Source organism: Microbacterium sp. ARD32, assembly GCF_031844385.1.
Taxonomy (GTDB): Bacteria; Actinomycetota; Actinomycetes; order Actinomycetales; family Microbacteriaceae; genus Microbacterium.
In genome coordinates this window covers 1,192,540-1,214,814 of sequence record NZ_JAUZVD010000001.1, presented here as the reverse complement: position 1 = coordinate 1,214,814, position 22,275 = coordinate 1,192,540, and the positions used below count along the sequence as shown (strand labels likewise).

Annotated in this window: 20 protein-coding genes; 9 read left to right on the top strand and 11 right to left on the bottom strand. The window is 70.2% G+C overall.

The annotated features are described in order from the left end of the window. The first annotated feature begins 30 nt into the window (after window positions 1–30). From Q9R19_RS05725 to Q9R19_RS05705, 5 genes are read left to right on the top strand one after another with little or no spacing between them, the layout of a single operon-like run. Window positions 31–1,227, top strand: a complete 1,197-nt coding sequence (locus Q9R19_RS05725; RefSeq protein WP_311255363.1) for an ROK family protein — start codon at window positions 31–33, stop codon at window positions 1,225–1,227. Beyond that, entirely contained in the window at window positions 1,224–2,444 is a 1,221-nt protein-coding gene (locus Q9R19_RS05720; RefSeq protein ID WP_311255362.1) for a Gfo/Idh/MocA family oxidoreductase, read from the top strand. The genes Q9R19_RS05725 and Q9R19_RS05720 overlap by 4 nt, the downstream gene beginning before the upstream one ends. A gap of 43 nt (window positions 2,445–2,487) precedes the next feature. Then, on the top strand, window positions 2,488–3,777 hold the full coding sequence (locus tag Q9R19_RS05715) for a sugar ABC transporter substrate-binding protein (protein WP_311255361.1): 1,290 nt from the start codon (window positions 2,488–2,490) through the stop codon (window positions 3,775–3,777). 3 nt (window positions 3,778–3,780) lie between these two features. Beyond that, entirely contained in the window at window positions 3,781–4,737 is a 957-nt protein-coding gene (locus Q9R19_RS05710) for a sugar ABC transporter permease (RefSeq protein ID WP_311255360.1), read from the top strand. Then, complete coding sequence (locus Q9R19_RS05705) at window positions 4,734–5,609, top strand: carbohydrate ABC transporter permease (protein WP_311255359.1); 876 nt, start codon at window positions 4,734–4,736, stop codon at window positions 5,607–5,609. The genes Q9R19_RS05710 and Q9R19_RS05705 overlap by 4 nt, the downstream gene beginning before the upstream one ends. Before the next feature lie 15 nt (window positions 5,610–5,624). Here Q9R19_RS05705 and Q9R19_RS05700 read toward each other — a convergent pair whose 3' ends face one another. Together Q9R19_RS05700 and Q9R19_RS05695 are read right to left on the bottom strand one after the other, a co-directional pair. Next, window positions 5,625–6,707, bottom strand: a complete 1,083-nt coding sequence (locus Q9R19_RS05700; protein WP_311255358.1) for a VIT1/CCC1 family protein — start codon at window positions 6,705–6,707, stop codon at window positions 5,625–5,627. A 167-nt stretch (window positions 6,708–6,874) separates the two neighbouring features. Continuing rightward, entirely contained in the window at window positions 6,875–8,614 is a 1,740-nt protein-coding gene (locus Q9R19_RS05695) for a DEAD/DEAH box helicase (RefSeq protein WP_311255357.1), read from the bottom strand. Window positions 8,615–8,729: 115 nt separating this feature from the next. Between Q9R19_RS05695 and Q9R19_RS05690 the strand changes: the two genes are divergently transcribed. Further along, window positions 8,730–9,560, top strand: coding sequence for an SGNH/GDSL hydrolase family protein (locus Q9R19_RS05690; protein WP_311255356.1), 831 nt, complete (start codon window positions 8,730–8,732; stop codon window positions 9,558–9,560). A gap of 9 nt (window positions 9,561–9,569) precedes the next feature. Here Q9R19_RS05690 and Q9R19_RS05685 read toward each other — a convergent pair whose 3' ends face one another. After that, entirely contained in the window at window positions 9,570–10,385 is an 816-nt protein-coding gene (locus tag Q9R19_RS05685) for an RNA methyltransferase (RefSeq protein ID WP_311255355.1), read from the bottom strand. 38 nt (window positions 10,386–10,423) lie between these two features. Here Q9R19_RS05685 and Q9R19_RS05680 point away from each other — a divergent pair, with 38 nt between their 5' ends. After that, entirely contained in the window at window positions 10,424–11,236 is an 813-nt protein-coding gene (locus tag Q9R19_RS05680) for a Sir2 family NAD-dependent protein deacetylase (protein ID WP_311255354.1), read from the top strand. Window positions 11,237–11,245: 9 nt separating this feature from the next. After that, a complete protein-coding gene (locus Q9R19_RS05675; protein ID WP_311255353.1) occupies window positions 11,246–11,830 on the top strand; it encodes a histidine phosphatase family protein in 585 nt (194 codons plus the stop codon). A 114-nt stretch (window positions 11,831–11,944) separates the two neighbouring features. On the opposite strand, the gene Q9R19_RS05670 is transcribed toward Q9R19_RS05675, so the two are convergent. From Q9R19_RS05670 to Q9R19_RS05650, 5 genes are read right to left on the bottom strand one after another with little or no spacing between them, the layout of a single operon-like run. Then, window positions 11,945–12,748: a CoA ester lyase gene (locus Q9R19_RS05670; RefSeq protein WP_311255352.1), complete on the bottom strand. Its 804-nt coding sequence runs from the start codon at window positions 12,746–12,748 to the stop codon at window positions 11,945–11,947. After that, window positions 12,748–13,224, bottom strand: a complete 477-nt coding sequence (locus Q9R19_RS05665; protein ID WP_311255351.1) for a MaoC family dehydratase — start codon at window positions 13,222–13,224, stop codon at window positions 12,748–12,750. The genes Q9R19_RS05670 and Q9R19_RS05665 overlap by 1 nt, the downstream gene beginning before the upstream one ends. Window positions 13,225–13,233: 9 nt before the next feature. After that, entirely contained in the window at window positions 13,234–14,397 is a 1,164-nt protein-coding gene (locus tag Q9R19_RS05660) for an acyl-CoA dehydrogenase family protein (RefSeq protein WP_311255350.1), read from the bottom strand. After that, window positions 14,394–16,310 carry a biotin carboxylase N-terminal domain-containing protein gene (locus Q9R19_RS05655; protein ID WP_311255349.1) on the bottom strand — a complete coding sequence of 639 codons (1,917 nt, stop codon included), beginning with the start codon at window positions 16,308–16,310 and terminating at the stop codon, window positions 14,394–14,396. The genes Q9R19_RS05660 and Q9R19_RS05655 overlap by 4 nt, the downstream gene beginning before the upstream one ends. 5 nt (window positions 16,311–16,315) lie before the next feature. After that, window positions 16,316–17,869, bottom strand: a complete 1,554-nt coding sequence (locus Q9R19_RS05650; RefSeq protein ID WP_311255348.1) for a carboxyl transferase domain-containing protein — start codon at window positions 17,867–17,869, stop codon at window positions 16,316–16,318. 97 nt (window positions 17,870–17,966) lie between these two features. On the opposite strand from Q9R19_RS05650, the gene Q9R19_RS05645 reads away from it, so the two are divergent. Further along, window positions 17,967–18,560: a TetR/AcrR family transcriptional regulator gene (locus Q9R19_RS05645; RefSeq protein ID WP_311255347.1), complete on the top strand. Its 594-nt coding sequence runs from the start codon at window positions 17,967–17,969 to the stop codon at window positions 18,558–18,560. Between the two features lie 56 nt (window positions 18,561–18,616). Here Q9R19_RS05645 and Q9R19_RS05640 read toward each other — a convergent pair whose 3' ends face one another. The 3 genes from Q9R19_RS05640 to pdhA are packed head-to-tail and all read right to left on the bottom strand — an operon-like array spanning window position 18,617 to window position 22,111. Then, on the bottom strand, window positions 18,617–19,981 hold the full coding sequence (locus tag Q9R19_RS05640; RefSeq protein WP_311255346.1) for a dihydrolipoamide acetyltransferase family protein: 1,365 nt from the start codon (window positions 19,979–19,981) through the stop codon (window positions 18,617–18,619). Continuing rightward, window positions 19,978–20,997 carry an alpha-ketoacid dehydrogenase subunit beta gene (locus Q9R19_RS05635; protein WP_311255345.1) on the bottom strand — a complete coding sequence of 340 codons (1,020 nt, stop codon included), beginning with the start codon at window positions 20,995–20,997 and terminating at the stop codon, window positions 19,978–19,980. The genes Q9R19_RS05640 and Q9R19_RS05635 overlap by 4 nt, the downstream gene beginning before the upstream one ends. 1 nt (window position 20,998) lies before the next feature. Beyond that, a complete protein-coding gene (gene pdhA, locus Q9R19_RS05630; RefSeq protein ID WP_311255344.1) occupies window positions 20,999–22,111 on the bottom strand; it encodes a pyruvate dehydrogenase (acetyl-transferring) E1 component subunit alpha in 1,113 nt (370 codons plus the stop codon). Window positions 22,112–22,275 lie beyond the last annotated feature (164 nt).

Genomic DNA, 22,275 nt, shown 5'->3' with positions numbered 1-22,275 from the left:
GATCGAGGGCCTGGAGATCGGTGCAGATCAGTGACGAGTACAGAGACACACTCGAACAGCGAGCCGGCGGCGACGCGCACTCGGAACGCCGCCCAATGCGCGATCGCCCTTCGTGAACTCGGACAGGCGACCGTCGCCGAGCTGTCGGCGCGCACGGGTCTGTCCCGTCCGACCGTCGAGGTGGGGCTGGACGCCATGACCGGCCGAGGCGTCGTGTCCATCCTCGGCGATCTGACCGCGGGCGGCAGAGGCGCGGGGCGGCCCGCGCGGATCTATGCCTTCAGGGCCCGGGCCGGGTATCTCGCCGCGGTCGATGTCGGCCCCCATCGCGTGCGGGTCGCGCTCGCGGATCTGAGCGGCGGCATCGCCGGATGGCTGGATCGGCAGACAGACGCCGACGCCGTCGGCCCGAACCGCATGACGGGGGTCAGGCGCGCGATCGATGAATGCCTGCGGGAGGCCGGCGTGGCCGCCTCCGAACTCGTCGGCATGGGCGTCGCCGTCACCGGAATGGTCGGCCTCGACGGTCGCCTGATCGTCTCGCGGAATCTTCCCGACTGGGAAGGCGTCGACGTCGCCGCACACCTGGGACGCGTGTACGACTGCCCCGTGACGATCGAGAACGACATCAGGATGGCTGCGCTCGCCGAGCACCGTCTCGGTGCCGCGCGCTTGGCCGACGATGTGCTGTACCTGTTCGCGGGGCACCGCGTGTCGATGGCTCTGATCATCGACGGGAAGCTCAGACACGGGCGGCACAGCGCGGCCGGAGAGATGGGCGGGATCGCCTTCTCGATGCCCGTCGACGATCAGCACGACCAGCTCCGCTGGCGGACCGCCGCTTCCGGCGAGGGGGTGTTCCGACTCGCCGCAGACGGAGACGAGGAGTCCCTCGAAGAGGTGCGGCAGTTCACGGCGGGGCTCGCCACCGGAGTCGCGGTCGCGGCGATGACAGTGGACCCGGATCTCATCGTGGTCGGGGGCGGACTCTCGAGCGCGGGCGGCGTCCTGCTCGATCCGCTGCGAGAGGCGGTCTGCGCGGCGATCCCGGTGCCGGTCAGTCCGACGATCATCGCATCGGAGCTCGGGTCCGAAGCAGTCGCACTGGGAACGCTCGTGCACGCCTTCGGCAGCGTGTCGACATCGCTCTACGGCGCCGAGGGTCTGCCCGAGCCGACGATCGACGTCGATGATGCCCGCTCCCGCGCGCGGGAGGCGGCAGCATGACCGGCCGTGAGCGCGAAGCGCTGCGCCTGGCCGTCGTCGGCGTCGGGGCGCGCTCCTCGATCGCCCAGCACGCCGTGGACTCCGGTCGTGGTCGCGTCGTCGCCTTCGTCGACCCCGATCCGTCGGCGGCCCTCAGAGCCGAGCGGATCTTCGGCCACACGCTCACCGGCTATAGCCACCAGCGCGAGCTGATCGAAGGCGGCACCCCGATCGACGCGGCATTCGTCACGAGTCCCGACCACACGCACGCGGAGATCGCCATCGATCTGCTGCGGGCCGGCATCCCGGTGTACCTCGAGAAGCCGCTGGCCACCACGCTCGATGGCGCCGACGAGATCCTCGCGACTGCCGCGGCCACGCGCACCCCGCTCTATGTCGGGCACAACATGCGGCACATGGCCGTCATCCGGCTCATGAAGGAGATCATCGACCGCGGCGAGATCGGCGAGGTCAAGGCCGTGTGGTGCCGGCACTTCGTCGGCAACGGAGGGGACTACTACTTCAAGGACTGGCACGCCGACCGCACCAAGACGACGGGGCTGCTGCTGCAGAAGGGCGCCCACGACATCGATATCATCCACTGGCTCGCGGGCGGCTACTCGACGCTCGTCTCCGGAATGGGCGCGCTGAGCGTGTACGGTGGCATCCGCGACCGCAGGGAGAACTCCGGGCGCCTGATGCCGGAGTGGTTCTCTTTCGAGAACTGGCCCCCCACCTCGCAGACCGGCCTCAACCCCGTGGTCGACGTCGAGGACATCTCCATGATGCTGATGGAGCTCGACAACGGGGTGCTGGCCTCCTATGAGCAGTGCCACTTCACGCCCGACTACTGGCGCAACTACACGGTGATCGGCACGAAGGGCAGACTGGAGAACTTCGGAGACACGGACGGCGGGGTCGTCCGCGTCTGGAACCGTCGCCACGAGTACAGTCCGCACGGGGATGCCGAGTACCCGATCCGCGGCGACGCGTCCGGTCACGACGATGCGGACGAGCGCACCGTCAACGAGTTCCTCGACTTCCTGGAGCACGGCACCCCCACGGTGACCTCTCCCCTCGCCTCACGGAACGCGGTCGCCGCCGGCATCGCCGCCACCCATTCCCTGCGATCCGGATCGGTCCCGATCCGGATCCGGCCTGCCGGTGCCGCCACCGCCGATCCGGGGACAGGCGGGCCGTCAGGGAGGATTCCCGGGTCAGCGGCCGATATCCGCTGACCCGGGATGCATCACCCTCAGTACACATTCAAAGGAGAATCAGATGCGAAAGCTCATTCTAGCCGCGGGCACCGTGCTCGTAGCAGGCGCCATGCTGGTCGGCTGCTCCGCAGCGCAGACCGACGGGTCGCCAGGCACCTCGAACGGCCCCGCTGATCAGGACACGAAGGCGGAGCTGACCTATGCCGTCTGGGATCAGAACCAGGTGGCGGCGATCAAGGCGAATCTCGAAGGATTCAACGAGAGCTACCCGAACATCAGCGTGAACGTCGACGTCACTCCGTACGGCGACTACTGGACCAAGCTTCAGACTCAGGCCTCCAGCGACACCCTGCCGGACCTCTTCTGGATGAACGGGCCGAACTTCCAGCTGTACGCCTCCAACGACAAGCTGGAGCCGATCAGATCCCAGGTGAAGTCCGGCGAGATCGATCCCGCGAACTATCCCGAGTCGCTGGTGAAGATGTACTCGTTCGACGGCGTGCAGTACGGCGTGCCGAAGGACTTCGACACCATCGGCGTCTGGGTGAACAAGGCGCTGTTCGCCAGGGCAGGCGTCGACCTGCCCGAGCCCGGCTGGAGCTGGGACGACTTCCAGCGGATCGGCGCCGAGATCTCCCAGAAGCTGAAGGCCGACGGCGACTACGGCGCCGCGGCGGGGATGGACGGGCAGACCACCTACTACAACACGATCCTCCAGGCCGGCGGTGAGGTCATCACGGCCGACGGCACGAAGTCCGGGTACGACTCGGCCGCCGCCGCGGCAGGCATCCAGTTCTGGACCGACCTGATCGACTCGGGCGCCTCGCCGACCATGGCGCAGCTGACCGAGACCACCGCCGACCAGTGGTTCCTCTCCGGCAAGCTCGCGATGTATCAGGGCGGCGACTGGTTCCGCGCGGCGCTGGTCGGCACCGACCTCGAGAAGGATGTCGTGGCCGTCCCGCTGCCGAAGGGCAAGGTTCAGGCCACCGTGATCCACGGCGTCTCGAACGTCGTCGCGGCCGGCAGCAGGAACAAGGCGGCCGCCCAGGCGCTGCAGTCGTACCTCGCCGGCAAGCAGGCGCAGCAGCAGCAGGGCGACCTCGGGGCCATCATCCCGGCCTTCCACGACACCCAGCAGGGTTTCGTCGCGTCGATGCCGGATGCCGATCTGCAGATCTTCCTGGACGAGCTGGAGTACGCGCAGCCACTGCCGATCTCGAAGAACACCGCGGCGTGGAATGCGCTGGAGACCAAGCACCTGGGTGACGCGTTCTCGGGCAGCGCCCCGGTCGCCACGGTCCTGAAGGAGCTGGCGTCGCAGATGGATGAGGCACTGGCCAAGGAATAGGACATGACCGTACAAGCTGAGGCGTCGACAGACGCACGGCGCCGGCTGGCCAGCGCCCGGACTCGCAGCAGCGGGTCCGGGCGCCCCGGCCGACGGACCGACGGCGCGTGGCCGTGGCTGTTCGTCGCACCGCTGCTGATCGGAGTCGGCGTCTTCTACGTCTGGCCGATACTGCAGACGTTCTGGTTCTCGTTCACGAAGTGGGGAGCCTTCGGCGGTTCCACCTTCACCGGGCTGTCGAACTACGAGTCGATGCTCGCCGACCCGGAGTTCTACCGGTCCCTGCTCAACACCGCGATCTACACCGTCATCGTGCTGCTGGGCATACCGATAGCGATCTGGTTCGCGCACCTGCTCGAGACCCCGGGTCTGCGTTTCGCGCAGTTCTACCGCGTGCTGTTCTTCATGCCGTACGTGGCCATGCCTGCGGCGATCGCGCTGGTCTGGCGCATCATCTTCAACGGCGACTTCGGCGTCCTCAACTGGGGGCTGTCCCTGTTCGGCGTCTCCGGTCCGCATTGGATCGCGACGCCGGGGTTCGCGCTGATCGCCGTCTCCATCGTCGGCCTGTGGTCGTCGCTCGGATTCTCGATGATCATCCTGGGAGCGGGGCTGAAGGACATCCCTGCCGAGCTGTACGAGGCCGCCCGCGTCGACGGGGCCTCTCGCGCACGGCAGTTCCGCTCCATCACCGTTCCCATGCTCACCCCGAGCATCTTCTTCGTGCTGATCGTCACCACCATCAGCAGCTTCCAGCTCTTCGACCTGCTGTACGCCCTGCTCGGCAGCACCAACCCCGTGCTGCCGAAGACGATGTCGGTCGTCTTCTACTTCTACTCGTCCGGGTTCATCCAGAACGACAAGGGACTCGCGGCCGCCACCGCCATGGTCATCTTCGTGCTCATCGGCGTGATCACGATGATCCAGTTCCGACTCCAGAAGAGGTGGGTGCGGTCATGACCGACGCGTCGATCCGGCTTCCGCGCACACAGCGCGCCGAGCGGTCCGGGAAGCCGCGCGACGGCAGAGTCTGGTGGGTTCACCTCGTGCTCTCCGTCGGCGGCTTCGTGATGGCGTTCCCGTTTCTCTGGCAGATCGTCATGTCGCTGTCCACGCAAGCCGAGGTGCAGTCCGTGACTCCCACGTTCTGGCCCGCCGTGCTGCAATGGCACAACTATGCAGACGTGTTCCGGCTGCTCCCGTTCCTGCACCAGCTGCAGGTCTCCGTGCTCATGACCGTCATCCAGACCGCGGCGCAGATCGTGCTGTGCACCTTCGCCGGCTACGCCTTCGCCCGGATGCGCTTCCGCGGACGGGCCGTGCTGTTCGGCGTGGTGCTGTCGATCCTGCTGATCCCGCCGCAGGTGTATCTGCTCTCGCAGTACCAGATCGTGCAGTCGCTGGGCTGGCTGAACACGCTGGCGGGCATCGTGGCGCCGGGCCTGTTCAGCGCGTTCGGCACGTTCCTGATGAGGACCGCGTTCGTGAACCTGCCCGTGGAGCTCGAAGAGGCGGCACGCCTCGACGGCGCCGGTCCGGTGCAGATCTTCACCCGGGTGATGCTGCCTCTGGTCGGACCGAGCATCAGCGTGCTGGCGATCACGACGATCCTGTTCTCGTGGAACCTGCTGCTGTGGCCACTGGTCGTCTCCACCAGGGCCGATCAGATGCCGCTCGCGGCAGGGCTGGCGACCCTGACCGGCAACCACCAGATCCAGTACCCGGTCCTGATGGCGGCGAGCCTGATGGCGATGGCGCCTGTGCTGATCATGTTCATCGTCCTGCAGCGCCGCGTGATCGACGGGCTGGCCTCGACGGGGCTCAAGGGCTAGCAGCGCTCAGCGCGGTCACCCCACGCCGAACACGAGTCCCAGGGCGTACGTGATGGCGGCCGCGCCGAACCCGATCGCCAGTTGACGCAGGGCGCGCCGCAGCGGCGGCCCGCCGGAGAGGATGCCGACCATCGCTCCGGTGCTCAGCAGCGCGACACCCACCAGGGCGAGCGCCACGATGACCGCGGTCACGCCGGTGAGGCCGAACAGCCACGGCAGAACGGGGACGATCGCCCCAGAGGCGAACAGCAGAAAGCTGGAGATCGCCGCGGTCCAGTCGCTGCCGACGATGTCGTGGTCGTGCGCGACCCCGATGGGACCGGTCGCGTCCCGGCGGATGCCTGCCTGCGCGGCGCGCATGACCCGTTGCGCACGCGCGAGCGACTCCGCCTGGTCCATTCCGCGCGCGCGGTACACCAGCGCGAGCTCGTTCGCGTCGATGTCCAGGTCTGCCGCCGCAGCATCCGCATCGCCGCTCTCCTCGGTGGCGGCCAGCAGCTCGCGCTGCGAACGCACCGAGACGAACTCCCCCGCGCCCATGGACAGGGCGCCGGCTAGAAGGCCGGCGATGCCGCTGAACAGCACCAGTCCGGAGCTGACCCCGGTGGCGCCGATGCCCAGCACCAGGGCGAGGTTGGAGACCAGACCATCGTTCGCGCCGAAGACGGCGGCGCGGAACGACCCCGACAGCCGCCGGCGCCCGCGTGCCGCGAGGCCGCGCACCACCTCGTGGTGCACCTTCTCGTCGGCGCGCATGGCCGGGGTCGCGAACTTCTCGGAGTCGTACGGCGACCGCGCCTCGGCGCTCTGCGCCAGCGCCAGCACGAAGATCGATCCGAACCGGCCCGCCATCCAGCCCAGCAGCCGCGACCGCATGCCCGCCCTGGGCAGCCTCGCCGGCTCCTGCCCTCCGAGCAGATCGAGCCAGTGCTGCTCGTGGCGTCGCTCGGCCTCGGCCAGCGAGAGCAGGATCTGACGTTCCTCGCCCTCGCGGCGTGCGGCGAGCCGGGCGTACACGGCGCCTTCGGCGCGTTCCTCGACGAGATAGCGGGCCCACTGCCGGCGATCAGCGGCAGTGGCGTGAGGTGGGACGGACATGCATCCTCCGTTGCTGAATCCGCCTCCCACGCTAGCGAAGGAAGCATCCGCGGCCGCGCATCGGGACGCGGATTGACAGGATTTCGGATGCCCTAAGCAGCGGGATTCTGTCGGTCGACGCTTCGACAGGCTCAGCGACCCAGGAAGCGGGCTCAGCGACCCAAGAATCAGGTGCGCACGCGCTTGCGCAGCAGATCGATGCGGGACTGCAGCTGAGTCACGGTGGCCTGGGCGACCGCCGGGCCACCGCACATCCGGCGCAGCTCGGCATGGACCGCACCGTGCGGCTCGCCGCTCTGCCTGGCATACAGGCCGACCAGGCTGTTCAGCAGCTGCCGCTGCTCGCGCAGCGTGCGATGCAATGGCGCGGGAAGCGTGGTCGTCTCCGCGGGCGCCGCCGCCTCACGCGCCTGCCGCAGACGGCTCTGCCTGGCCTGGCGCTGCATGAGCAGCTCGTGCACGTGCTCGGGCTCGAGCAGACCCGGGAACCCGATGAACTCCTCCTCTTCGGGCGTGCCCGGCTCGGCCAGCTGCCCGAAGTCCTTTCCCTCGAACACCACGCGGTCGAAGTGCGCCAGCGAGGAGATCGCCTGATAGCTGAACTCCTGCTCGAGCGCGTCGGAGGCGTCGTCCTCGCGGTTGGCCGCCTCCAGCAGGGAGTCGTCCAGGCCGTCCTCGTCCTTGTCGCGGCGGTCCAGCGCGTGGTCGCGCTGGCGCTCCATCTCGTTCGCGAGGGTCATCAGCACGGGGACGTTCGGCAGGAACACGCTCGCCGCCTCGCCACGACGGCGCGCCCGCACGAAGCGCCCGATCGCCTGCGCGAAGAACAGCGGAGTCGACGACGACGTGGCGTACACACCCACGGCGAGCCGAGGCACGTCGACGCCTTCGGAGACCATCCGCACCGCCACCATCCAGCGGCGGTCGTTCGTGCTGAACCGCTCGATGCGCTCCGAGGCCGAGGCGTCGTCGGAGAGCACCACGGTGGGCTGCTCCCCCGTCAATCCGTGCAGGATCTTCGCGTACGCGCGCGCGACGGTCTGGTCGGTCGCGAGCACCAGCCCGCCGGCATCCGGGACATGGTGCCGTATCTCGGTGAGGCGACGATCCGCGGCGGACAGCACCGCCGGCATCCACTCCCCCTCCGGATCCAGCGCGGTGCGCCAGGCCTGGGAGTTGACGTCCTTGGTGTTGTCCTGCCCGAGGTGGGCCTCGAGCTCATCACCCGCGCTGGTGCGCCAGCGCATCTTGCCCGAGTACATGTGGAACAGCACCGGGCGCACCACGCCGTCCGCGAGGGCACGGCCGTAGCCGTAGCGGTAGTCGGTGCTGGAGATCCGCGCGCCGGACTCGTCCGGAACGTACTGGACGAAGGGGATCGGCGCGGTGTCGCTGCGGAACGGCGTGCCGGAGAGCAGCAGTCTGCGCCGAGCGGGCCCGTACGCGTCGCGGATCGCGTCGCCCCAGCTCAGCGCATCGCCGCCGTGGTGCACCTCGTCGAGGATCACCAGGGTCTTCGCCCCCTCGGTCAGATGCCGATGCACACTCGACCGCGCCGCGACCTGCGCGTACGTCACGACGACGCCGTGGTACTGCCGGGAAGGCGCCCAGTGGCTGTTGCGGAACCGCGGATCCAGCCGGATGCTGACCCGCGCGGCGGCATCGGCCCACTGGGTCTTGAGGTGCTCGGTCGGAGCGACCACGATGATCCGGTCGACCTCGCCCATCCGCAGCAGCTCGACGGCGAGCGTGAGGGCGAACGTGGTCTTTCCGGCGCCGGGGGTGGCGGCGACGAGGAAGTCCCGCTGGTCCGCCCGGAAGTACTCGTCCAGCGCCTCCCGCTGCCATGCCCTCAGCTTGTCGGCGGTGCCCCACGGGGCACGCTGGGGGAAGGACGGAGAGAGCATCGGGAACAACGATAATCCAGCCGACGGACATCGTTCCGCACCCCCGGTCCGCACGCACGGGTAGGCTCTGTGAGGCGCCCGCATCAGGGCATCCGGAGAGCCGTAGGAGGATCGGATGGTCGATCAGGAATCGTCCCGCACCCCGTTCGTGGAGAACGTCGGTCCGCACCCGTGGCGCCGCTTCGTCGCGGTCGGCGACTCCTTCACCGAGGGCGTCGGCGACCCCGCTCCCGGCCTTTCCGGTGGGCTGCGCGGCTGGGCCGACCGCGTGGCGGAGGTGCTGGCGCAGGATGTCGACGACTTCGCCTACGCGAACCTCGCCGTCCGCGGAAAGCTGATCGCGCAGATCGTGGCCGACCAGATCGAGCCCGCCGTCGCGCTCAAGCCGGACCTGATCTCGATCTGCGCCGGCGGAAACGACGTGATCCGCCCCGGAACCGATCCCGACGAGATCGCCGCGCAGCTGGACGGGGCCGTCTCGCGCCTGGCATCGACCGGTGCCGCGGTCGTGCTCTTCACGGGCATCGACACCGGATTCACCCCGGTGTTCCGCCCGTTCCGCGGCAAGGTCGCGATCTACAACGAGAACGTGCGCGCGATCGCCGACCGGCACGACTGCATCGTCGCGGACCAGTGGGCGCTGAAGGTCGTGCAGGACTCGCGCTTCTTCGACGACGACCGGCTGCACTACAACGCGCTCGGCCACCACGAGATCGCGCGCATGGTGCTGCGTGCGCTGAACGTGCCCAACGACCTGCAGGCCATGCAGCCCGATCCGATCCCGGTGCGCACCTGGCGCGCGGCACGGGCGGAGGACATCGGCTGGGCTCGCGAGCACCTGGTCCCATGGGTGCTGCGCCGGCTGCGCCATCAGTCGTCCGGGGATCACGTCGCAGCCAAGCGTCCCGAGGCCGTGCCGGTGCGCTTCCCGGAGGCGGATGCCTGAGCGCCGGTCTCACCGGGTGGCGTAGAAGGCGACCGCCGAGGCGGCGGCGACATTCAGCGAGTCGACGCCGCCGCTCATCGGGATGGTCACGCGACGGTCCAGCAGCCGCTCCGTCTCGGGGCGGATGCCGTCGCCCTCGGTGCCGAGCACCAGTGCCAGCCGCTCGTGGTCCTCGGCGACGAGCTCGTCGAGCTCGATCGCGCCCTCCCCCAGCGTCATGCCCGCCACGGTGCACCCGGCGTCCTGCAGCTCGCGGATGCCGTCGGGCCAGGCCGGGATGCGCGTCCAGGGCACCTGGAACACGGTGCCCATCGACACGCGCACCGACCGCCGGTACAGCGGATCGGCGCAGTCAGGGCTCACCAGCACGGCATCCACCCCCAGCGCCGCAGCGGAGCGGAACACGGCGCCGACGTTCATGTGGTCGGCGAGCCCCTCCAGCACGGCGATCCTGACGCGATCCGCACGCGCGCGCGACAGCACCTCGGCCACCGTCGGCAGCTCCGGGCGGTGCATGGCGGCCAGCGGGCCGCGGTGGATCGCGAAGCCGGCCACCTGCTCGGAGACCTCAGCCGACGCCACGTACACGTCCACATCCGCGGAGCGGCCGGCCAGCGCCTGCTCCACGGCATCCAGCCACTTCGGCTGCGTCAGCACCGATCTGGGGCGGTGTCCCGCCTGCACCGCCCGCGCGATGACCTTCGCCGACTCGGCCATGTACAGGCCGCCATCGGGCTCGCTCCTGCGCCGCAGCGCCACGTCGGTCAGCGAGCGGTAGTCGTCGAGCCGATGATCGGCGGCATCGTCGATGCGGGTGATCTGCATGCCCCCCACTCTTCCAGGCGCCTCGTAGACTTCGGAGCGTGACGAGCATCGATCACGCCTGCGAGCTGCTGAGAGGGCGCAGGATCGCCGTGCTGACCGGCGCCGGCATCTCCACCGACTCGGGCATCCCCGCCTACCGCGGCGTGGGCGCACGCACGCGTGCCGCGCCCATGACGATCCAGACCTACCTCGGCGACGAGGCGGCGCGGCGCAGGTACTGGCTGGGAGGACACCTCGGCTGGCGCGCGTTCACCGCGCCGGAGCCGAACCAAGGGCACCGCGCGATCGCGCGCCTGGAGCGCGCCGGCGTCGTCACCGGGGTCGTCACCCAGAACGTCGACGGCCTGCACCTGCGCGCCGGCAGCACCCGCGTGGTCGAGCTGCACGGCACCATGCACCGCACGCTGTGCCTGCACTGCGGCCAGGTCTTCGACCGGCGGGCGATCGCCGAGCAGCTGGAGCAGCTCAATCCGTGGGTCCGCCGCCCCGAGCGCATCGAGCTGAACCCCGACGGCGATGTGACGCCGGAGAGCACGGAGGGGTTCGTGATCCCCTCGTGCACGGTGTGCGGCGGGATGCTCAAACCCGAGGTGGTGTACTTCGGCGAGTTCGTCCCCGCCCGGCGGTTCCGCGCCGCCGAGTCGGTGGTGAACGTCTCGGATGCGCTGCTGGTGGCCGGCACATCGCTGACCGTCAACTCGGGCGTCCGCGTCATCGAACGCGCCCGCAGGCGGGGCATCCCGCTGGTGATCGTCAATCACGCGCCGACCCGGGCGGATGCCTGGGCCGATGTCGTCATCGCCGGCGGAACCTCCCCCGTGCTGGGCGCTCTCGCAGACGCGCTCGTCTAGGCTCGATCCGTGACCCTCCTGACTCTCGTGCGCCATGGCCAGACCGACTGGAACCTCGCCAGGAGGATCCAGGGCACCACCGACATCCCGCTGAACGACACCGGGCGCGCCGACGCGCGCGACGCCGCCGGCCGGCTGGCGGGCAGCACCCATCACCGGATCTACGCGAGCCCGCTGGCGCGTGCGCGCGAGACCGCCGAGATCATCGCGGCCGAGCTGGGCCTGGCCGCTCCCGAGCTGGTGGACGACGTGCGCGAGCGGGAGTTCGGCGAGGGCGAGGGGATGCTGGTGGCCGACTACATCGCCACCCACGGCGACTGGCACGCGGGCGTGCCCGGCGCCGAGACCCTGCAGCAGGTCGGCGCCCGGGCCATGGCGGCGCTGCACCGCATCTCGCGCGAGGCGCACGGGCGTTCCACGTCCGACGCCGAGTCGATCATCGTGGTCACGCACGGTGGCGTGATCCGCGCGCTCCTCGATCACGTCTCCGGCGGCATGCTGCCACGCGAGGGAGACCTGCTGGGCAACGGCTCGGCGCACCGCTTCGTCGCCGAGCAGGACGTGCTGCGGCTGCTGGAGCCCATCGCAGGCTGAGCGGGCGCGCTTCGACAGGCTCAGCGACCCAGGGGGGGAATGGGGCTGAGCGACCCAAGGAGGGAATGGGGCTGAGCGATCCGGGAGGGAACCGGGCTGAGCGACGAGGGAAGGTCAGGCGCGGGCGAGCACCGCCCGGGCGTGCCGCAGCACCGGCTCGTCGACCATGCGCCCCTCGAAGCGGAACACGCCGCGCTCGCCCTCAGCGGCGGCGAGCACGACCCGCGCCCAGTCCAGGGTCGCCGCGTCCGGGCGGTAGGCCTCGCGGATCGTCGGGACCTGCTTGGGGTGGATGCAGGCGGTCGCGCGGAACCCGGAGGCCGCGGCATCCGCCGCCTCCTGTGCGAGACCGGCGGCATCGTCGATGTCCAGGTGCACGGCGTCGATCGCGGCCCTGCCGTGCGCCGCCGCCGCGAACAGCACGCGTGACCGCGCGTGGCGCGCGATGTCGCGATAGCCTCCGTCGGCGAACCGGCTGGCCGTGCCGCCGATCGAGGCGACCAGATCCTCCGCGCCCCACATCAGGGCGACCACCCGCGGATGCGCGGCGATCTCGGGTGCGCGCAGCACACCGGCCGCGGTCTCGCAGAGCGCGAGCAGCGCGTACTCCTCGCCGAAGGCGTCCAGTGTGGCCGGATCCTCGGTCTTCGCGACCATCACGGTGCGGAACGGCGTGCGCGCGACGGCCTCGAGGTCGTCGCCGAAGTGCGCGGATGCTGGGTCGTTCACCCGCACGATCACCCGGGACGGGTCCAGCTCGGCCGCGAGCAGGTTCGCGCGGGCCTTCGCCTTGGCCTCCGGCAGCACGGCGTCCTCGAGGTCGAGGATCACCGCATCGGCCTTCGCGAGGGCGCCCGCGAAGCGCTCCGGCCGGTCGGCGGGGCAGAACAGCAGGGCGGGACCCAGCTCGAAACTCATCATTCCCCTTCCGGCATGCAGTGCATCAGCGCCACGCGGTTGGCGGTCGCGACGACGACACCGTCCTGGTTGCGACCGGTGTGCGCGATCGTGACGATGCCCTGCCCCGGCCGCGAGGACGACAGCCGCTTCTCGGTTATCACGCTCTCGGTGTACAGCGTGTCCCCGTGGAACACGGGATGCGGGAACCCGATGTCGCTGAGTCCCAGCTGCGCCACCAGCGTGCCCTGTGTGAGCTGCGCGACCGAGGCGCCGACCATGGTCGACAGCGTCCACATCGAGTTCATCAGGCGCTGCGCGAACGGCTGCTGAGCGGCCGCGAACGCGGCATCCAGGTGCAGCGCCTGCGTGTTCATGGTGAGCGTGGTGAACAGCACGTTGTCGGCCTCGGTCGCGGTCCGGCCGGGGCGATGCAGATAGCGCGCGCCGAGCTCGAACTCCTCGTAGTACAGGCCGCGCTGGACGATATCGGTCATGCCGGCACCCTACGCCAGGCCCAGCCCGCGGGCGATGACCAGCAGCTGCACCTCGGTGGTGCCCTCGCCGATCTCCAGGATCTTCGAGTCACGGTAGTGCCGGGCGACCGGGTACTCGTTCATGAACCCGTTGCCGCCGAAGATCTGCGTCGCATCGCGCGCGTTGTCCATCGCCGCGTCTCCGGAGACGAGTTTGGCGATCGCGGCCTGCTCCGCGAACGGCCTGCCGGCGTCGCGCAGGCGGGCGGCGTGGTGCCAGGCGAGGCGTGCCGTGTGCACACGCGCGCGCATGCGCGCCAGGGTGAACTGCGCGTTCTGGCGCGTGCTGAGCGCCGCGCCGAAGACGGTGCGCTTCTTCGCATAGTCGACGGCCGCCTCCAGGCATCCCTCCGCCGCTCCGGTCGCGAGCGCGGCGATCGCGATGCGGCCCTCGTCGAGGATGCTGAGGAAGTTCTTGAACCCGCTGCCGCGCGCTCCCAGCAGATTCTCCTCGGGGACCCGCGCCCCCTGGAAGGTGAGCGGGTGCGTGTCCGACGCGTTCCAGCCGACCTTGTCGTACGCGGGCTCCACGGTGAAGCCTGGCGTGCCGTTGGGCACGATGATCGTGGAGATCTCCTTGCGTCCGTCGTTCACACCGGTCACGGCGGTCACGGTCACGAAGCGGGTGATCGCGGTGCCCGAGTTGGTGATGAACTGCTTGGAGCCGTCGATGACCCACTCGCCGTCCTCGAGCCGCGCGGTGGTGCGCGTCGCGCCGGCGTCGCTGCCCGCCTCCGGCTCGGTCAGGCCGAAGCCCGCCAGGTGCTCCGCGGTCAGCAGCGAGGGCAGGTGCTCCTGCTTCTGCTCCTCGGTGCCGAACCGGTAGATCGGCATCGCGCCCAGGCTGACGCCGGCCTCGAGCGTGATGGCGATGGACTGATCGACACGGGCCAGTCCCTCGATGGCGAGGCCGAGGGCCAGGTAGTCCCCGCCCTGCCCGCCGTACTCCTCTGAGAAGGGCAGGCCGAACAGGCCCAGCTCCCCCATCTGGCGGACGACGTCGAGGTTCAGCGTGTGCGTGCGGTCGGCCTCGTAGGCCTGCGGCGCCACGACCTGGTCGGCGAAGTCGCGCACCATCGCGGCGAGCTCGCGCTGCTCCTCGTTGAGGCCGATGCTGCTGAGGTCGTCGGTCATGCTGTCTCCTGTTCGCTGACGCGCGCGACCGGTTGGTCGCGCCGCACCTGGTCGCCGAGCGCGACCAGCAGGTGCACCGTGCCGTCGTGCGGCGCGAGCACCGGATGCTCCATCTTCATCGCCTCGATCGAGACCAGCGGGTCGCCCTCGTGCACGCTGTCGCCGTCGGCGACGTGCACCGCGACGACCGCTCCCGGCATGGGCGCGCGGCCCTCCGGGTCGCGTGGTCCCGACGCCCGCTCCTGCTCCGCCAGCCGGCGCTGCATGCGCGCCCGGCGCGACAGCGGACGCAGCCGCATCGTCACGCCGTCGGCGAACACCCACACCGCGCCGTCGCCGTCCTGCGCCGTCGGGATGCCGTGCGTGAAAGCGGCCGGCGCCTCCGCCACGGCATCCTCGTCGGTGAGGAAGAACGCGCGCGGTGCCGGCTGCGGCGTGCCGATCCGCCATCCGGGCAGCGTGCTCCAGAGAGCCGCTGCCCCGGCCGGGCGCGCGGGCGTCAGCGCGTGCGCTGCGGCCGCGAGCATCGCCTCGGTGGGCTGGGCCGCGGGGAACGGCAGCATCGTGTCGATGAGCCCGGTGTCCAGGTCTCCCGAGATCACGCGCTCATGTCCGCAGAGAGCGCGCAGGAAGGCGATGTTGGTCTCCACGCCCAGCACGGCGGTGCGGGCGAGCGCGGCATCCAGTCGGCGCAGCGCGGTCTGGCGGTCGGGCCCGAACGCGATGACCTTCGCGATCATCGGGTCGTAGAACCCGGTCACCTCGGAGCCGGTCTCCACAGCGGCGTCCACGCGCACGTCGAGGGGCGCATCGAACAGCAGCACGCGCCCCGTGGAGGGCAGGAAACCGCGCTCGGGAGACTCCGCGTACACCCGGGCCTCCACCGCGTGGCCACGCACCTCGGGCGGCTCCGGAAGCTCATCGCCCGCCGCCACCCGCACCTGCAGCGCGACCAGGTCGAGACGGGTGACCTCCTCGGTGACCGGGTGCTCCACCTGCAGTCGGGTGTTCATCTCGATGAAGAAGATGTCGTCGACGGAATCCGCCTCGACGAGGAACTCCACGGTGCCGGCGCCCACGTAGTCGACGCTCTTCGCCGCGGCGACGGCCGCCTCGAGCAGCCGCTGTCGCACGGCGTCGGGCAGGTGGGCCGCCGGAGCCTCCTCGATCACCTTCTGGTGGCGGCGCTGCAGCGTGCACTCTCGCTCTCCGAGAGCGATCACGGTACCGTGCGTGTCGCCGAAGACCTGCACCTCGATGTGACGAGGACGCTCGACGAGCCGCTCCAGCACCATCGCGTCGTCACCGAACGAGGCCATCGCGACCCGCCGGGCGGTTGCCAGCGCCGCAGCGAGCTCGTCGCCGCTGCGCACAACCTCCATGCCCTTGCCGCCGCCACCCGCGCTCGGCTTGACCAGCAGCGGGTACCCGACCTCGTCGGCGCGGGCGCGGGTCTGCGCGTCATCCAGGCCGACCGCGTTGAAGCCCGGCACCACGGGCACGCCGTGCTGCGAGACATGGTCGCGAGCGCGAGCCTTGTCGCCCATGATCTCCAGCGCGCGCACGTGCGGGCCGATGAACACGATGCCGGCGTCCTCGCACGCCTGCGCCAGCGCGACGCTCTCGGACAGGAAGCCGTAGCCGGGATGGATCGCCTGCGCACCGGCGCGGCGCGCGGCGTCGATGATGGCGTCCACCCGCAGGTACGAATCGGTCGCCGCGGCGCCGCCGATCCATTCGGCATCGTCGGCCTCGCGCACGTGCGGAGCGTCGGCGTCCGCATCGCTGTACACGGCGACGCTGCGGATGCCGAGCTCGCGCAGGGTGCGGATGACGCGTCGTGCGATCTCGCCGCGATTGGCGACGAGGACGGCGTCGAAGCCGCCGTCGAGCTCAGGGACCGTGGAGATCATGTGCATCACATCCGGAAGACGCCGAAGCGCGGTTCGGGCAGGGGGCTGCGGGAGACGACGTCGAGCGCGAGGCCCAGCAGGTCGCGGGTCTGATCGGGGTCGACGATGCCGTCGTCCCAGAGGCGGGCGGTCGCGTAGTAGGGCTCGCCCTGGTCCTCGTACTGCCGGCGGATCGGGGCTTCGAACTCCGCGCGCTCGTCGGAGGTCCACCCTTCTCCTCGGGCTGCGAGCTGGTCCTCCTTGACGGTCGCCAGCACGGACGCGGCCTGCGCCCCGCCCATCACCGAGATGCGGCTGGCCGGCCAGGTCCACAGGAACCGCGGCGAGTACGCCCGTCCGCACATCGAATAGTTACCCGCGCCGAACGATCCGCCGATGATCACGGTGAGCTTGGGCACGCGGGTGGTCGCGACGGCCGTCACCATCTTGGCGCCGTCCTTGGCGATGCCGCCCGCCTCGGCATCCCGGCCCACCATGAAGCCGGTGATGTTCTGCAGGAACAGCAGCGGGATGCCGCGCTGATCGCACAGCTCGATGAAGTGCGCGCCCTTGAGCGCCGACTCGCTGAACAGCACGCCGTTGTTCGCCACGATGCCGATCGGATGCCCGTGCAGCACCGCGAACCCGGTGACCAGGGTGGTTCCGTACTCGGGCTTGAACTCGGTGAAGCTCTCGGCGTCGACGAGCCGGTCGATGACCTCGTGCACGTCGTAGGCCGCGTTCACGTCGACCGGGACCGCGTCGTACAGGCTGCCGATCTGCGCCGGAGCGCGGGAGGCGACGACATCCCACGCGGGCGCGGCGGGCTTCGGCAGCGTGGCGACGATGTCGCGCAGGATCTCGAGGGCGTGCTCGTCATCCTCGGCGAGGTGATCGACGACGCCCGAGCGACGGGCGTGCAGCTCTCCCCCGCCGAGCTCCTCCGCCGTGACGACCTCGCCGATCGCCGCCTTCACCAGCGGCGGACCACCCAGGAAGATGGTTCCCTGGTTCCGCACGATCACCGTCTCATCGCTCATCGCCGGCACGTAGGCGCCACCCGCGGTGCAGGACCCCAGCACCGCGGCCAGCTGCGGGATGCCCTCCGCCGACATGCGCGACTGATTGAAGAAGATGCGCCCGAAGTGGTCGCGATCGGGGAAGACCTCGTCCTGCTTGGGCAGGAAGGCACCGCCGGAGTCGACCAGGTAAAGGCAGGGCAGCCGGTTCTCCAGGGCGATCTCCTGCGCGCGCAGATGCTTCTTGACGGTGAGTGGGAAGTACGTGCCGCCTTTGACGGTCGGATCGTTGCAGACCACCATCACGTGCCGGCCGTGCACCAGGCCGATGCCCGCGATCACACCCGCGCCGGGCGCCTCGCCCCCGTACAGCCCGTCTGCGGCCAGCGGAGCGACCTCCAGGAACGGGCTGCCCTCGTCGATCAGGCGCGTGACGCGGTCGCGCGGCAGCATCTTGCCGCGCGACACGTGACGTTCGCGGGAGCGTTCAGGACCGCCCAGCGCCGCAGTGGCGAGGCGCTGGCGCAGCTCTGCGGCCAGTTCGTGCTGGGTGAGAGCCATCGTGGTCCTCCTCGACTCACCATCAGTGCTGATATTTCGCTCTGAATTGGTTAGTGTTCACTAACCCGACAATTCAGGTTAGCGAGGATTAACCGAAATGACAACGCCCGGAACCGCCCGCGAGCGCGCCAAGGCGGAGCGCACCGACGCGATCCTGTCCGCCACGGCGGAGCTGTTCGCCGCGCGCGGCTACCCCGGCGTGAGCCTGGAGGAGATCGGCGCAGCCGTCGGCGTCTCGGGTCCGGCCGTCTACCGGCATTTCGCGGGCAAGCAGGCCCTGCTCGGGGCGCTGCTGATCGGGGTGAGCGAACGTCTCGTCGCCGGCGGACTGGACGTGTCGTCGGCGGCAGCATCTCCGCGCGAGCGGATGGAGGCACTGATCGCGTTCCACGTGCGATTCGCGCTCGGCAACGCCGAGGTGATCCGGGTGCAGGATCGTGACATCGCCTACCTCACCGACGAGGCGCGGGCCGACGTGCGCCGGCTGCAGCGCGCGTACATCGAGCTGTGGATCGATGCGCTGGCCGCACTCATCGACGAGGACCGCGACAGCCTGCGGCTGCGCGTGCAGGCCTGCTTCGGCCTGTTGAACTCCACTCCGCACAGCACGAGCGCCGCACTGCGGGCACGCGTCGACACCGCTCACGTGCTCAGCGGGATGGCACTGGCCGCGCTGCTCGCCCAGGGCTGAGCACTGGCTCGCCCGAGTCTCGGCTCATCCAGGGCCTCGGCTCTTCGGGCTGAGCCTCAGAACAGCATCGCGCGCCCGGGCTGCTCGAGCAGATCTGCGACGTCCTTCAGGAATCGCGATCCCTCCGCGCCGTCGACCAGACGATGATCGAACGACACGCTCAGCGTCATCACCTGGCGCAGCGCGATCTCACCGTCGTGCTCCCACGGCTGGCGGCGCACGGCGCCGACGGCGAGAATCCCGGACTGACCCGGCGGCAGGATCGGAGTGCCGGCATCGATGCCGAACACGCCGATGTTGGTGATCGAGAACGTGCCCCCGGCAAGCTCGGCAGGGCTGGTGCGCCCGGAGCGAGCCGTCTGCGTCAGTCGGGTCAGGGCGTCGGCCAGACCGGTCAGCGGAAGGCGCTCGGCGTCACGGATGACCGGCACGATCAGCCCACGCTCGGTGGCCGCCGCGATCCCGAGGTCCACGAAGTGGTTCTGGACGATCTCGCCGGCTTCCTCGTCCCAGGTGGCGTTCAGCGACGGATTGCGCCCGAGCGCCAGGCACACCGCCTTCGCGATCAGCACGAGCGGTCCGATCCGGTGCTCGGAGAGCGAGCGGTCGGCGCGGAGCTGCTCGATCAGCTGCATCGTGGCGGTCACGTCGACCGTGTGGAAGCAGGTGACGTGCGGGGCCGTGAAGGCGCTGCGCACCATGGCCTGCGCCGTCGCCTTGCGCACTCCCTTGATGGGGATGCGGGTCTGGAGGCGGTCGCCTGAGACCTCCGGTGCGAACGACGGCGATCCTGCGGGTGTCTGCCGCTGACCGGTTCCAGGCTGCTCGGTCGCGCCCACGCGGTCGGCGTAGGCATCCACATCGGCGCGGGTGACGACCCGATCGCCGATCTCCGCGGCGACCAGCGCGATGTCCACGCCGAGTCGCTTCGCATGCGCCCGGACCGGCGGCGTGGAGCGCGGCCGCTCCCCCACCACGGGCTCGGCCGCACTCGGCGGCAGCGCGTCGTGCGGAGCAGCTGCGATCACGGCGGAGTCCTCCGCATCCGCGACGGCCGCCGAACCGCGGCGCGCGCGACGTGCGGGACGGCCTCCGTCGCTCGGCGCCGCTCCGTAGCCGACGAGATTCGGCTGCGCCTTCTGCTCGCCATCCGCGGCGGGCGCCGGCTCGTCCGGATCTGGGCCGGCCACTTCGAAGGCGATCAGCGGCGCTCCGACGGCCACCGTGTCACCGGCGTCGGCGTGCACAGCCGAGACGGTGCCCTCGTACGGCGAGGGAAGCTCGACCACGGCCTTGGCCGTCTCCACCTCGGCGAGCGTCTGGTTGAGAGTCACCGGGTCGCCCGGCGCCACCAGCCACTGCACGACCTCGGCCTCGGTCAGGCCCTCGCCCAGGTCGGGAAGACGGAACTCCTCGATCACGACTGTCCCTCCGTCGTCTTCGTGAGGCTGTTGGGCCGGTCGAGCACCCGGTCCACGGCATCCAGGATCCGGTCCAGATCGGGCAGATGGAACCTCTCCATCTTCGCCGGCGGGTACGGGATGTCGTGACCCGTCACGCGCAGCGGCGGAGCCTCGAGGTACTCGAAGCAGTACTCGGTGATGCTCGCGATGATCTCCGCGCCGACCCCGGCCTCGCGCGAGGCCTCGTGCGCGACCACCACCCGCCCGGTGCGGCGCACCGACGCGGTGACCGTCTCGTAATCCACCGGCGACAGGGATCGCAGGTCGACGACCTCCAGCGAGATGCCCTCGTCCTCGGCGGCCGCGGCGGCGTCGAGCGCGGTGTGCACCATCGCACCGTAGGTGATCACGGTGGCATCCGTGCCCGACCGCAGCACGCGGGCGAGGCCCATCGGCGGCGCATCGGCCAGCGGCGCGTCCAGCTCGACCTCGCCCTTGTGGTGGTAAAGACGCTTGGGCTCGAAGAAGAGCACGGGATCGTCGCTGGCGATCGCCTGCCGCAGGCAGCGGTACGCGTCCTGCGGATCGGAGACCGCGATCACCCGCAGACCCGCGGTGTGCACGAAATACGCCTCGGGCGACTCGGAGTGGTGCTCGGCCGCCCCGATGCCCCCTGCCCACGGGACCCGGATGGTGATCGGCATCTTCACGCGTCCCTGCGTGCGGTAGTGCAGCTTGGCGACCTGCGAGACGATCTGGTCGAACGCCGGATAGATGAAGCCGTCGAACTGGATCTCCACGACGGGCCGGTACCCGCGGAAGGCGAGGCCGACCGCCGCGCCGACGATGCCCGACTCCGCCAGCGGAGTGTCGATCACCCGCTGAGCGCCGAACTCGCCCTTCAGCCCGTCGGTGATGCGGAACACGCCGCCGAGGGTGCCGATGTCCTCGCCGAGCAGCACGACCTTCTCATCGTCCTGCATCGCGCGACGCAGGCCGGCGTTCAGGGCCTTGCCCAATGTCAGCTGCGTCATCTCACGCCTCCTCGAAGCTCGCCAGGTACGCCGCGTACTCGGCGCGCTCGCGCTCCAGGGCGGAGTGCGGCTCGGCGTACACGCGATCGAACACGTCCAGCGCCGGACGGGTGACCATGCCCAGGCACGCCGCGCGCATCTGACGAGCGGCCTCGTCGGCCTGAGCCTGCACCGCGTCGAGATGCTCCTGGGAGAGCTCGCCGGCAGCACGCAGATGCGCCTCCAGACGCGCGATCGGGTCGCGTCGACGCCACTTCTCCAGTTCGGCGTCGTCGCGATAGCGCTTGGGGTCGTCCGCGGTGGTGTGCGGACCCATCCGGTACGTCACCGCCTCCACGTAGGCAGGGCCCTGCCCGGAGCGCGCGTGCTCGAGCGCCCAGCGCATGGCGGCCAGGCACGCCAGCACGTCGTTGCCGTCCACCCGCAGGCTCGGGATGCCGAATCCTGGCGCGCGACCGGCGAGGGGGAACTGCGACTGCAGCCCGACCGGCTCCGAGATCGCCCAGTGGTTGTTCTGGCACACGAACACGACCGGCGCCCGGAAGGACGCCGCGAAGACCATCGCCTCGTTGACGTCGCCCTGGCTGGTGGCGCCGTCGCCGAAGTAGGTCACGGCCACCTCGTCGGCGCCGTCGTGCTGGATGCCCATGGCGTAGCCCACCGCGTGCAGGGTCTGCGCGCCGATGATGATCTGCAGCGGGGCGATCCGCAGCGCGGCCGGGTCGTAGGCTGCGCCCTCCTCGCCTCGCCACATGCGCACGTAGTCACCCGGATCGGCACCGCGGCTGTACATCACACCCGTCTCGCGGTAGCTGGGGAAGACGAAGTCCCGCTCGTCCAGCGCGCGGGCGGTGCCGATCTGCGTGGCCTCCTGGCCGTTGCAGGGCGCCCACAGGCCGAGCTGTCCCTGGCGCTGCAGCGCCACGCCCTCGGTGTCGATGCGCCGGAGCACGACCATGTCGCGATGCAGGTCCCTCAGGACGGAGAAGTCGACGTCCTGGATGTACCCGTCCAGCTGCGGGTTCGCCACCCGCGTACCGTCCGGCGCGATGATCCGCTCGGCGAGCTCGAGATCGCTCTCCGTGTCGGCGATCGGTGAGATGTGCGGTGACATCGGCGTCCTCCTTGCGTGGGGCCCTTGTGGGGCGTGCACGAGTCCGACGGCTCCGTCGGCTTACTGGAAGGCTACGTCGACATGACACCTCGCTCAAGCATGCGTGCGCATGCTGAGCATGTTGCGCAGAAGGCATCCGCTCGGCCCTGATATCGTGTGGCACT